The sequence below is a fragment of the Nitrosomonas ureae genome, assembly GCF_001455205.1.
Lineage (GTDB): Bacteria > Pseudomonadota > Gammaproteobacteria > Burkholderiales > Nitrosomonadaceae > Nitrosomonas > Nitrosomonas ureae.
On sequence record NZ_CP013341.1, the window covers coordinates 2,541,552 to 2,554,560 of the forward strand.

Here is a 13,009-nt window from a genome sequence, read left to right on the forward strand (position 1 = left end):
CTCAAACCATTTTATCTCCGGAAATACCGGGACGATTCAATATCATCAACGGTCAGTTCTACCGCACTGCCAAAAACAAAACGTATCTCATCAATATTGTTGAATGCGGAATTAAAAGTCAGTAGTCCGCTATAGCTTGATCCGGCGTTGTCTTGCTGCGTATAAGTGATATTTCCAGCTCCATCGCTGGTTATTAAATTGACGGATTCCGCGCTAACGATCAAAGCATTATCCCGATAACCGGCGATGGTCAGAGAAGTTGAAGCACCATTCGGACCATTGTCAATTTCGAATGAATTGAGCTGAAAATCAGAGCCATCAGAAGATTTGAAGTAGAAATCGGTTACATTGGCGCCGCCATAATTGGAAATAATGGATCGTCCGCCGGATTGATTCAAAAGCGTTGGTAGATTTGATGAATTGGCATTTGCGAAATCAACTGCGCTGCTGGCACCAAAAGTCCATCCGCTGTAGGTGGCCGAAGTAACGCCATCGTTAGTGACTAGCGGATCGCTATCGAAATTTGTAGTGGTCATTGCGTGGCTCCTTTGAATGTTCTAAAACTTCAGGCTAATCATTGTTTCTGAAAATACATTATTCAAGCGTGATCGTTTCCATGATGATCGCTTGGATACCGCTGCGATTGAGTTTCATCAAACAGCCTCTGCTTAATTTCACTGTAAATGCTGTGCAATTTTCTGATCAAGCTCGGCTAGCCATGTTTCCGGCATGACGGCGAGGATCTGCTGCACCATCGATTTTGCAACCGAGATTTCTTCCGGGTTTTGAGATTGTTGTATTGCCGCTGAAAGCCATAAATAAGCTTTTGCCAAGTGCTCTGCGGACAATTGACCGGTTCCCGGATCCGGTTCCGCATCGTAGAAATGTTTGCCTGCTTGAAAATAACCCGGGACATATTTAAGCGCAGCGGCTTGTTCAAACATTTGCCTGATTTCTGACGGTGCCTGATTGGCCGATGAATCACTCTGCATGATCAGACCCAGATAATAAAAAGCTTCAGGTGTTTGTTTCTGCGCGGCAGCCGCAAACCAGCGATAAGCTTCCTGTTTATTCCGAATGGCCGGATCGCCTCGCAGGTAAAATTTTCCCATCCATAGCTGTGCGGGTGGGGATCCTTGCTGCGCCACTGGGTGACAGAGTTCCAGCGCCTTTACGGGATCCTTGGGGAAACCTCGTCCAGTCATCAGTAGATTGGCAAGATGGCAGTACGAATAGTGGTGTCCTGCCTGAGCTGCTTTCCGGAACCAGTAGGCCGCTGCAGCCGGATCTTTCACATGGTGTATGCCTTCGTCAAAACATACGCCGGCCAAATGCTGAGCTACTGGAATGCCGCCCTGCGCAGATTTCTCGAACCACCGGCAGGCGGTAATCGGATCGATTTCGCGCCCCCAGCCATTCTGGTAAAAAAGCCCCACTGAAAACTGCGCCAAGGCATTTTTATCTTGTACAGCGGCATTATGATATCCGTTAAAAGCCTTGGCATAATTGCCGGATGCCAATGCGTCCTGGGCATCTTGCAAGGTCGGATGGTCGCTTGCTGGTGCATCTACGCCGTTTACTTTATCCGCCCAAGCTTCAGACAGAAAAGTCACGGCGCACAGCAATGCCCACAAAGCTTTCTTCATATTTCTGTCGGCAGAAATATCAAATAACCACACTTGAACAAGACTAGGGCCGCGAAGGATAAACGCCATTCCAGGCAATAATGCAATTCACAACAGTATACGGCTGCATTATCGAAAAGGGTTGAGAACCGCCCGCCACGCCAACATCGACGTTGGTGCTTGTCGTGGTGACGATATTGAGTCCATCGAGCGTAGTCTCGATCGAGGCGGGACTCATGCTGACATTCGGCGCGGAGGCGGAGTACGCGCTGTTCAATCCTTTGGCATTGGCCAGAGAATTTCCTGCCGCGGTTTTTATGTCCGCGTCGCTATTCACCGCTTTCAATGTCGAGGTTGCGGTACCACCCGGTGCCAAGGCTGATGTGGAAGCCGAGGTCGCCGTAGCCGGGTGATTATGGGCGGGCATATTGTTCACAGTCAGTGCCATGTTTTCCGCGCCGCTGGATTGGCCCAGGGTGAACATCGAACCGCCGGGGTGTTGTCCCTGATGTACCGGAACCCTGCCTCGCATGTCAGGCAGGGCGAAGGTGGTGGTCCCATTGCCACCGTAATTAGTGCCCAGCAAGGAGAAGAGCGCTTGATACTGGTTGATAGGGAGGGTTTGCCCATCACATTGATACCAACCTTGCGGTGCAAAGTTGAATGCGACATAGCTGATCTCACCGACAAAAGGTTCCATTCCGGCATTCACGTTGTAAGGCGCTGTGGTCATGAACATCATGGCAGCGGTCAAAGAAAAAAAGCCTTGCATTTTTTTACTTAGTTTCATTGGTCTTCCCTTTTTTAAGATTGAACTTCAAATTGCATAAGTAACCTATTTGATATCAAAGGTCAATTTTTTTCTTTTATGGTTTAAATAATAAGTATTTTAACAGCCTTACGATGGGGTAAAAATGATGTAATAACGCCTTTTATGCCTTCTTTTCCCGGAGAAGATTAAAAAATTGCATGGATTTGAACACCATGCGTGATGATTCAAGCTTAACTCCGTCTTTACTGATGATAAGATGACAACGTGATGAAATTAAGCGATCTGAAAAACTGGACGAACTACTGGGAGCAATTGCGGACGGCTTTGTTGGAGCCCAGAGTCGATGAAAACTTGCTGGAAGCCTCTTTGCGTGAAGCGCGCGCCAAGATGCCGGTACCGGTGTTATGGCTGTTGGGCAAAACACAAGCGGGTAAGACTTCGATTATCCGGGCATTGACCGGTAGCGCAGCGGCCGAGATCGGCAATGGTTTTCAACCATGCACGCGCAATTCCCGTTTCTATGATTTTCCCGCCGACATCCCTATTGTGAGGTTTTTGGATACGCGCGGCTTGGGAGAAGTTGCCTATGATCCGGGTGACGATATTCAGTATTGCGAATCCCAGGCGCATTTGCTGGTTGCCGTGATGAAAGTGGCTGATATCAATCAGGCTGCAGTGTTTGAAGTGTTGCATGCCATCCGTCAGCGTCACCCCGAATGGCCTGTGCTGATCGTGCAAACGGGTTTGCACGAACTATATCCTAACGGACATGGCCATATGCATCCCTGGCCTTATGAGGATGATCCCTTACCGGAAACGCTCCCGCTTGATTTGCGCCGCGCCTTGCAGGCACAACGCGATGCTTTGAAAAAATTACCCGGTTTTGCACCCATGCACTGGGTGGCTGTGGATTTAACCCTGCCTGAAGATGGATTTGAACCGCATGACTATGGGCTGGAAGCATTGTGGCAGGCTATCGAGTCATTGACATCGTTAGGATTGCAACATCAGTTGAGCGGCGATAAGGAAGTGCATGATCTATATGCGCGCACTGCGCACCAGCATATCGTCGGTTACTCGCTCACCGCGGCAGGATTGGGCGCTTTGCCGGTGGTGGACCTGGTGGCTGTATCCGCGGTGCAGGCTAAACTTTTGCATAGTCTGGCGCTGCTCTACGGGCAGTATTGGGATAGAAGCACGATCACGGAATTTCTCGGATTAGTGGGGGCGGGGATCGCGTCCGGCTTTCTTACGCGCATGCTGAGCCGCGCTGTGGTCAAGGTGATTCCCTTCTGGGGGCAAACGATAGGCGCCGTATGGGGCGCCAGTTCCAGCGGCGCCACCACTTACGCGTTAGGAAAAGCGGCGATCTATTTTTTTGCCAGGCGCAAAGATGGCTTGAAGGTTGACCAAAAAACATTACGCAGGATTTATGCGCAGGAGCTGGAACAGGGTACCTCCCTGCTCAAAGAGCGATTACGGAGTCAATCCAAATGAAAAAACCGCCGCCAACCGTTGATCCGTTACGATTACTGGTAGTCATTCTGCTGTTATTGCCCGTGCTGGCCTTGCTGGGTTTTGGCGTACTTTGGTTATGGCAAAGCGGAAATCTACTGTATTGGTTGATCGCGATGGTGGTGTGCGGCGTTTTGGGCTATGGCTTGCAACAATTGCTCGTGCGGCAGGAACGTCAATTATTGATGAATATGTCGACCGAGCCCAATCCGGAATGGCCGCCCCGTGCGGATGCGATATGGCAGCAGGTTGAAGCGCTGGCCGCTACCTGTAACCCGGAGGATTGGCCGCTTGAAGATGGCCGGTGGATATCGGAATTGGGACAGAAAGCGATGGAAACGGTGGCGCATTGTTATCATCCGGAGGTTGAGAAGCCGCTCTATGAACTGACCCTGCCGCATACTTTATTGATTATTGAGCGGGCCAGCCGCGAGCTGCGCCGGGATATTGCAGAAAAAATACCCTTCAGCAACCGCCTGACCGTGGGCGATCTGTTTCGCATCCAGCGTTGGAAAGCCAAGGCGGAAAAAATGTTCAATGTATACCGCGCCGGCAGCATCCTGATTAATCCGATTAATGCCTTGCTGAGCGAAGCCTGGCGGCATTTGCGCGAGCGCAGTTTTGATCAGGCCAGGCATGAATTGCATCGCTGGTTTCTACGTGCCTATGTGTGCAAAGTGGGATATTACGCCATCGATCTGTATAGCGGCCGTTTGGCGCTTGGCGATGAAGACCAAGCGGAATCTACGACACCGGAATCCAGGGTAGATTTGGAACAGACCGATCAAACGGCGGCATCAGCGGCCGAGCCCTTGCGGATACTGGCACTGGGCCGATCCAATTCAGGTAAATCCAGTTTGATCAATGCCTTGTTTGGCGAACTTAAAACCGCTACCGATGTTTTGACGGGCACGACACAAGCGCTTGAACCCTTTGTATTATCGCGCGAAGGATTCACCCAGGCCCTGATCTTCGATAGCCCCGGTTGCGATAGCTCATTTTTTGACAGCAAGCCAATGCTGATCGCAGCGGGGAATGCGGATTTGATTCTATGGGTCACCCCGGCCAATCGCCCGGATCGGCAAGTTGAACGACAATTTCTCGATGCCTTGCGCACCTATCAAGCCGCGCGGATAGACCGACGCCCGGCGCCGTTACTGGTCGTCGTCAGCTTTATTGATCGGCTGCGCCCGGCGAATGAATGGCAGCCACCCTATGATCTGACCGATACCGCGAATACCAAGTCGGCCAATATAAGCGCCGCGGTGCAAGCCGTTGCTGCCGATCTGGCCGTGCCGACCGAGCAAATTATTCCTGTCAGCTTGCAAGAAGGCAAAATTTATAATGTGGATGATACATTGTGGGCGGCTATCCTGAACCATCAGGATGAAGCGCTCAGAATCCGTTTGATGCGCTGCTTGGATGCGAAAAAAAGAGCGGAAGACTGGGTCATGCTGCGCCGTCAGATGGCAGGGGCGGGGCGGTTTTTGCGTGATTTGCCTGAGATGTTGGGCAAACGTGGGGGATAAGTAGTTTTTTTTGTAAATAAACCAGACAACTTTAGCTAGTAGGGTAAAAGACAATTCTGTGTAGTTGCTCAGCGTTTTTTGCATTAATGAGATTTTTATTACTAATAGATGATTACTTGTTTCTTTACCCCGATGTTGCTTGAGCGAGGGTAAAATAAATGAAGTATTTGATATATGTACTAGAGTGTTGATACATCATGATGTTGATGAGAGCTACGTTGTTTTTGCGATTGAGTTCGATACATTGCAGCAACAAGGAATCAAAGACAATCTATCAAACATACACGTATATAGAAGCGAGATACAGCCGTGTATCCTTGGGTACTGCGAAATCCCAAGGGATTTTCATGTTTCGTGAATATAACTCTGTGTTCAATAGGGCAGCGCAATAGCGCGCCGCCGATTAATCCCACGTTAGACGATAAAAATAATTATGGATAAACGTTACCAAGTTTTCGTCAGTTCAACTTACAGGGATTTGCTTGAAGCACGCCAGGAGGTGATGCAAGCCTTGTTAGAATTAGATTGTATTCCCGCTGGTATGGAGTTATTTCCTGCAGCAGATGATGATCAATGGACTTTGATCAAACGTGTGATTGATGACTGCGATTATTACATCGTAATTATTGCCGGTCGTTATGGTTCACTGGGGCCAGGGAATAAAAGCTTTACACAACTAGAATACGAATATGCAATTGAGCAAGGAAAGCCAGTTATAGCTTTTTTACATAAAACCCCAGGCAGACTCCCTGCAGAAGATAGCGAAAAAGAGCCCGAGAAGGTGAAAAAATTAGAAGAATTTAGATCGTTTGCAGAACAGAAGATGGTTCGTTATTGGAATGGTCCAGCCGATCTTGGATCCGCCGTGAGTCGCAGCTTAATTAAACTAATCAAGAATAATCCAGGAATAGGCTGGGTGAAGGCTGATTTGCTTCCATCAAAAGAGTCAATTGAGGAAATACTGTTACTAAGAAAACAAATAGACACGCTCCAGAGAGAACTTGAAGCCTCAAGAACAACAGTACCAAAAGAGACCGAGCATCTAGCACAAGGCGAGGATTTATTTGACATTAACTATGGTTTTGGCGCATTTAAATCTAGCCGATATACTGCTGACACAATTTATTCTGCATCATTTGAGATCTCTTGGTCTCAAATTTTTGCAAGAATTTCTCCATTAATGATTGATGAAGCAACTGATAGCGATCTACGCTCAGAGTTAAATCGGATGATTCGCGAAGTTAATATGGATTCGCTCAGCGAAGATAAAGCTTTAGAAGGTTATGAACTAGGTGAATTCTCGATTAAAAGTGAAGATTTCAATACTATCAAAATTCAATTGCTCGCATTAAAACTCGTAACAAAAAGTGTGAAAGGCCGTAGCGTAAAGGACAAGGCGAATTATTGGACTCTTACAGCATATGGAGAGGCTGTTATGACACAGTTGAGGGCTATTCGAAAAGAAGGATATGAGAAAGTTACATCAAGCCCGTCTAACAAGGCATTCAAGAAGGACGGTGCATAAAGTATGTCACTTCTCAACTATGACGTTCTACAACCACTAACAACAAAAGGAGTAAGAAATGGCTGCTCATATTGAAAGCAAAGACATCAAGGCGCTTCCCGTCCTTCCTTACTCGGATCTACGGGCAAAACTGAAGTCCGGAGACATTCTCTTTGCTTCCGGTGACTATTTGGTTTCCAAAGCAATTCAAAAAGTTACAGGAAGTCCTTGGAGTCATGTAGGGATAGTGTTTCGGCTTGATTCGATTGATCGTGTTTTGCTATTGGAAAGCGTCGAGGACATAGGGGTACGTTTTGCGCCTTTGTCCAAGTATCTGAACGACTATGAAGATAAAAGGCCTTATAAAGGGCGGGTAGTGCTAGCGCGTTGTAAAGATGTGAATTCTGCGACGGTCGAAGGGATTGCGACATTTGGCATAGACGAGCTAACGCAACCCTACGATAAAGACGAAATCGCAAAGATTTTAGCGCGTATCACGCTTGGTATTGGAAAGAAGGAAAAAGATCGAGAATACATCTGCTCGGAATTGGTGCACGAGTGTTTTTCTCATGCAGGTAAAGAGTTCGCATTCAATCCTAAAGAATTTATCAGTCCAGAAGATGTTTGGCTGGACGAGAAAGTTTCTCTAGTAGGGCGAATTCTTTAGTATTACTCAATCCATCATTTAAATTTTTATTGACTTAACCGGATTTTCTCAAGATGTTGGTATCAGTTGCGCGGGGTGTGGGTCGTTCTGTTTTATTGAGTTGTTGGGTGATGGTTTTGCTTGCCGGGCTGTCTTTTTCGCAGCACGCGGAGGCGCAGTACTGGTGGAATGCGAGCCGCGAGCCGGTCGGCATAGCGCCTGATCCTGCCACGAATTCTGAGGCGATTATTCAGGTTTATGGTGCGCGCACTTTTGGTTGGCGCGGTTATTTTGGCATTCATACCTGGATTGCTGTGAAGCCTTCGGGTGCTCAGTCTTATACCATTTATGAGGTGATCGGATGGTTGCGCCGTAGCCAGAGGTCGGTATTGGCGGTTTATGAGAATGCGCCTGATCGGCGCTGGTACGGCAATACGCCCGAGATTTTGGCAGATCTACGCGGTGACGGAGTGGATGCGCTGATCGAGAAAATCGATCTGGCGGCTAATAGTTATCCTTACATGAAAGATTACACCATATGGCCGGGGCCGAATTCCAATACGTTTACCGCCTGGGTTTCACGCGCGGTGCCGGAGCTGCGGCTGGATTTGCCGCCGACAGCGATTGGCAAGGATTATCTGGGTTATCGGTTTATTTCCCATGCGCCGAGCGGCAGTGGTTTTCAGATTTCATTTTTTGGTTTGTTGGGCGTGTTGGTTAGTGCGGTGGAAGGCATTGAATTCAATTTTCTGGGCTTGTCTTTTGGCCTGAATTGGAATCCGCTCGCCATTAAACTGCCCTTGGTGGGCCGCAAGGAATTGGGTTTGTGGTCGCAGCCGCTAACCGAGAATTAATCGGGATCTCGCAGCTCTCTACAATAGACATTTAATTGATAATTATTCTTATTCATACTATAGTATTCGTCATTGAATAATTCGATTGATATAACTTTTCCCCTGGAATTTCTCTCATGGCCAGCCCAAATTTAAGCCGTTTTCTTATTGTCGTTCCTTTTGTTTTTTCGTTATTGATTGTTCAGCCCGTGCATGCCAATGAAGTGGTTGTTTATTCCGCGCGAATCGAGCAGCTCATCAAGCCGATGTTTGATGCTTTTACCAAGGAAACTGGAATCAAAGTCAAATACACCACGGATAATGAAGGCGCGCTGCTTGCCCGGCTGGAGGCTGAAGGAAAAAATACTCCGGCGGATATGCTGATAACCGCAGACGTTGGTAATCTCTGGGCAGCTGCGCAGAAAGGCTTGTTGAAACCGGTTGAATCCGGGGTGCTTGAGCATAATATTCCGGCGCATTTGCGCGATCCGGGCAATGTGTGGTTCGGGCTATCCGTCCGTGCCAGGACTCTGGTTTATAACACGAAAAAAGTGGATCCCGCGGAACTATCAACGTATGAAGATCTGGCTGATCCCAAATGGAGCAAACGGTTGTGCTTGCGTACTTCGAAGAAAGTATACAACCAATCTCTCGTAGCGATGATGATTGCCGAGCATGGCGAAGCGCAGACGGAGAAGATCGTCAAGGGTTGGGTGGCTAATCTGGCCACCGATCCATTGTCCGATGATACCCGGGCATTGGAGTTTGTGGCGGCTGGAAAATGCGATGTCACCGTAGTCAATACGTATTATTTTGGCCGTTTAATGAAGAATGATTCGAATTTGCCGCTGGCGATTTTCTGGCCCAATCAGGATAACAATGGCGTGCATGTCAATATCTCGGGCGCGGGCGTCACGCGTCATGCCCGCAACGAACAAGCCGCGATCAAGCTGTTGGAATTCTTGTCATCCGATAAAGCACAAAACCTTTTCGCGGATGTGAATATGGAATATCCGGTCAATCCCAAAATTGCCGCAGATCCATTTGTCGCGGGGTGGGGTAGCTTTAAGCAAAACCCAATGAATCTGATCAAGGCCGGAGAATTGCAGACGACCGCTGTAAAACTGATGGACCGTGCAGGATACCGCTAAAAACCGCGTAAGTAAGGAGGTTGATGCAGGCTGAAATGGTGCAAAATCAATTTCCTGAATACGCAAGTTTCTTTTTGTTCTGTCTTTTTTCAAACGTTTGATGATCAATTGGCGCTGGGTACCTTTTATCGCGGCTGTACTGGTACTGGCGCCCATCGGCGTAATTCTTTCCTCCGTGCTGGCACCGGCGGACGAGATCTGGCAACATCTTTTTGAAACCACACTGATTCCTTTGCTACTCAATACCTTCTGGCTGGTATTGGGTGTGATCATCGGGACTGCGCTATTGGGTATCAGTCTGGCCTGGTTTACTGCGGTGTATGAATTTCCCGGGCGGCGTTTTTTTTCCTGGGCGTTGTTATTGCCGATGGCGACACCTGCCTATGTAACCGCATTTGTTGCACTGGGTCTGTTTGATTTTACCGGCCCGATACAGACTACATTGCGTGTTTGGTTGGATTCTGATCTGTCCTGGTTTCCGGAGATACGCGGCAGGATGGGCGTTATTATCGTCATGACCCTGGCATTTTATCCCTATGTCTATTTGCTGGCACGGAATGCTTTCCTGAGCCAGGGCAAGCGTTCGTTAGAGGTTGCACAATCCCTGGGATTCAGCCGTAGGCAGGGTTTCTTCAAAGTAGTGTTGCCTATGGCGCGTCCCTGGATAGCCGGCGGTATCATGCTCGTGTCAATGGAAACATTGGCGGATTTCGGAACGGTTGCGGTGTTTAATTACAATACGTTTACCACAGCAATTTACAAGGCGTGGTTTAGCATGTTTTCATTGCATGCCGCATCTCAGCTGGCTTCTTTACTGATTATTATAGTTTTTATTGCAATTGTGCTGGAACAGCAGTTCAGAGCCCGTATGCGTTACGCCGAAACTAAAAAAAGCGCACGCGCTCAACGCATTCAGTTGACCGGATGGCATAACTGGATGGTCATCGGTTTTGTGGTGAGTGTGCTGTTTTTTTCATTCTTTTTGCCCGTTGCACAATTGTGTTATTGGGCCATGCAGTCATTTACACAGGATTATGATGTAGACCGTTACCTGGAATTTCTCTGGCACTCCCTGACATTATCCAGCCTGGCGGCTTTGCTGATCTGCCTGGTTGTGATTGCCATGGTTTATGCGGTGCGGCGTTATCCTGATCCCGTTACGCGCTATGCAGTGCGTACCGCAACCATTGGTTATGCATTACCGGGCGCAGTATTGGCAATTGGCGTGTACGTGCCGCTGACTTGGCTGGATGGGCAGCTTGGTGAATTGGCGTTACACTGGTTTGAAATAGAAACAGGTCAATTGATTCAGGGTACATTGGCCATCATGTTGATTGCTTATTTGATACGATTTATGGCCGTGAGTCATTATCCCATTGACAGCGCAATGCAACGGATAACGCACAGCGTTGATGAGGCGGCGATGAGTTTGGGGGTGCATGGCTGGGCGATGATCAGGAGCGTGCATATTCCCATATTGAAACCGGGCATTTTTACCGCGGCCACTTTGGTTTTTGTTGATGTCATGAAGGAGATGCCTATTACGCTGATGACCCGTCCATTCGGTTGGGATACGCTGGCGGTCAGAATCTATGAAATGACTTCGGAAGGCCAATGGGAGCAGGCGGCTTTACCTGCGGTTACGCTGATACTGGCTGGATTAATACCGATTTATTTATTTATGCGGCAAACTGAAATATAAGTAATGAGCATTCCATTGTTACAATTGAACAGCGTCCGACAGGCTTATGGTAAGCAAGCGGTGATTCATGATTTAACCCTGACTTTGCAGCAAGGAAAAATAGGTTGCTTGCTGGGGCCGAGTGGCTGCGGAAAAACCACGGCATTACGCTGTATTGCAGGATTTGAGCCCGTATTGGCCGGGGAAATTTTCCTGAACGGAGTTTGTGTCAGTAGCGCGGATGTTTTTGTGCCGCCGGAACGAAGGCGCATCGGCATGGTTTTTCAAGATTATGCGTTATTTCCACATTTGGATGTGACTGCCAACATCGGCTTTGGTCTGCATCGTTTAACCGCGGCGGAATGTGCCCGGCGTGTCGATGAATTGCTGCATGTGGTGCATTTGACCGAAGCCTCCAAAAAATATCCGCATGAATTATCGGGTGGGCAGCAACAGCGTGTGGCATTGGCGAGAGCATTGGCACCCAAGCCGGAGTTGTTGTTGTTGGACGAGCCTTTTTCCAATCTGGATATTAGCTTGCGTGAGCGCTTAAGCATGGAAGTGCGTGAAATTATTAAGAGCCAGGGAATCACGGCTATATTGGTTACCCATGATCAAGCCGAAGCCTTTGCGATAGCTGACGAAATTGGCGTCATGCATCGCGGTGAAATGCAACAGTTGGATACTGCTTTTAATTTGTATCATCGACCGGCGAATCGTTTTGTTGCCAATTTCATCGGGCAAGGTGTATTTCTTCCCGGAAAGGTGATTAGTGCGCAACAGATTGAGGTCGAGCTTGGGATTTTAGAGAATGCGGGCCCTCATCAATATGAGATGGGTAGTAACGTGGATGTGTTGTTACGGCCGGACGATATTGTGCACGACGATACCAGTTCGCTGCAGGCGACAATCGTGTGCAAGGCATTTCGTGGCGCAGAGATTTTATATACATTGCGTCTTTCTGGTGGAGCGCGGGTATTGGCATTAGTATCCAGTCATCATAATCATGCCATTGGCGAGAAGATAGGTATCAAGCTTGAAATTGATCATATTGTGGCATTTCAACAATTGGGAGCTTGAGGCTTGATTTTTGAATCAATTTTGTATGTAAATTTTACCGGATTTAGGTTTAAAGCACTTTTTTGCGGTGCTGCCACTTCCCTTTTAATAGTTTTTTCTATAGCATAATCAGATTGGTATTTTATACCTCTCTTTTACAGCTTTTTCCCAACAATCATGTAAACCGGTCTCAGAGATATTATTGAGGCTACTATTCCAAGAATTGAACAATTTTAATGAGGGATTTTATTTTATGAGTCAACATATTCATTACGTTACCGATGCAAATTTTGAAACGGAAGTCTTGCAATCGACTACCCCCGTACTCGTTGACTATTGGGCAGAGTGGTGTGGTCCTTGCAAAATGATAGCGCCCATACTTGACGAAATCGCCAATGAATATGGGGAGCGACTTAAAGTGGTTAAGCTGAATATTGATGAGAATCAGTTAACACCGCCCAAATATGGCATCCGTGGTATTCCGACATTAATGATTTTTAAAAATGGAAATATAGAAGCCACAAAAGTGGGCGCACTATCAAAATCGCAGTTGACAGCATTTATTGACAGTAATATTTAAAATCGTTAGTCTGTAAGTAGATAGATTTATGGATTATTTTTTGATAAAGACCACGTCGCGACTTTTTTTATTATCCCATCTGTAATATTTTCCTTTCCAGTATTTTTACCTTTT

The 13,009-nt window shown here is 47.5% G+C and carries 12 protein-coding genes; 9 read left to right on the forward strand and 3 right to left on the reverse strand.

Annotated features, from left to right (window positions below):
* Positions 1-11: 11 nt before the first annotated feature.
* The 3 genes from ATY38_RS11700 to ATY38_RS11710 form a co-directional block, all read right to left on the reverse strand.
* Positions 12-536, reverse strand: coding sequence for a hypothetical protein (locus tag ATY38_RS11700; RefSeq protein ID WP_062559458.1), 525 nt, complete (start codon positions 534-536; stop codon positions 12-14).
* 138 nt (positions 537-674) lie between these two features.
* Positions 675-1,715 (reverse strand): tetratricopeptide repeat protein, encoded by a 1,041-nt coding sequence (locus ATY38_RS11705; protein ID WP_235590286.1) that lies wholly within the window; start codon positions 1,713-1,715, stop codon positions 675-677.
* Positions 1,690-2,415, reverse strand: coding sequence for a phage tail protein (locus tag ATY38_RS11710; RefSeq protein WP_062559459.1), 726 nt, complete (start codon positions 2,413-2,415; stop codon positions 1,690-1,692). Before ATY38_RS11710 ends, ATY38_RS11705 begins: the two co-directional genes overlap by 26 nt.
* 249 nt (positions 2,416-2,664) lie before the next feature.
* On the opposite strand from ATY38_RS11710, the gene ATY38_RS11715 reads away from it, so the two are divergent.
* From ATY38_RS11715 to trxA, 9 genes are all read left to right on the forward strand, one after another.
* A complete protein-coding gene (locus ATY38_RS11715; RefSeq protein WP_062559460.1) occupies positions 2,665-3,894 on the forward strand; it encodes a YcjF family protein in 1,230 nt (409 codons plus the stop codon).
* The gene (locus ATY38_RS11720; RefSeq protein WP_062559461.1) at positions 3,891-5,441 is read left to right on the forward strand and encodes a GTPase family protein; all 1,551 of its coding nucleotides are present in this window, start codon (positions 3,891-3,893) and stop codon (positions 5,439-5,441) included. The genes ATY38_RS11715 and ATY38_RS11720 overlap by 4 nt, the downstream gene beginning before the upstream one ends.
* Before the next feature lie 433 nt (positions 5,442-5,874).
* Positions 5,875-6,966: a DUF4062 domain-containing protein gene (locus ATY38_RS11725; protein WP_074701913.1), complete on the forward strand. Its 1,092-nt coding sequence runs from the start codon at positions 5,875-5,877 to the stop codon at positions 6,964-6,966.
* Between the two features lie 58 nt (positions 6,967-7,024).
* Positions 7,025-7,612 (forward strand): YiiX/YebB-like N1pC/P60 family cysteine hydrolase, encoded by a 588-nt coding sequence (locus ATY38_RS11730; RefSeq protein ID WP_062559462.1) that lies wholly within the window; start codon positions 7,025-7,027, stop codon positions 7,610-7,612.
* A gap of 53 nt (positions 7,613-7,665) precedes the next feature.
* A complete protein-coding gene (locus tag ATY38_RS11735; RefSeq protein ID WP_074701910.1) occupies positions 7,666-8,445 on the forward strand; it encodes a DUF3750 domain-containing protein in 780 nt (259 codons plus the stop codon).
* 116 nt (positions 8,446-8,561) lie between these two features.
* On the forward strand, positions 8,562-9,575 hold the full coding sequence (locus tag ATY38_RS11740; protein WP_176767924.1) for a Fe(3+) ABC transporter substrate-binding protein: 1,014 nt from the start codon (positions 8,562-8,564) through the stop codon (positions 9,573-9,575).
* Between the two features lie 100 nt (positions 9,576-9,675).
* The gene (locus tag ATY38_RS11745; RefSeq protein WP_062559463.1) at positions 9,676-11,277 is read left to right on the forward strand and encodes an ABC transporter permease; all 1,602 of its coding nucleotides are present in this window, start codon (positions 9,676-9,678) and stop codon (positions 11,275-11,277) included.
* 3 nt (positions 11,278-11,280) lie between these two features.
* On the forward strand, positions 11,281-12,336 hold the full coding sequence (locus ATY38_RS11750) for an ABC transporter ATP-binding protein (RefSeq protein ID WP_062559464.1): 1,056 nt from the start codon (positions 11,281-11,283) through the stop codon (positions 12,334-12,336).
* Positions 12,337-12,568: 232 nt separating this feature from the next.
* Complete coding sequence (gene trxA / locus ATY38_RS11755) at positions 12,569-12,895, forward strand: thioredoxin TrxA (protein ID WP_062559465.1); 327 nt, start codon at positions 12,569-12,571, stop codon at positions 12,893-12,895.
* The last annotated feature ends 114 nt before the right edge of the window (positions 12,896-13,009 follow it).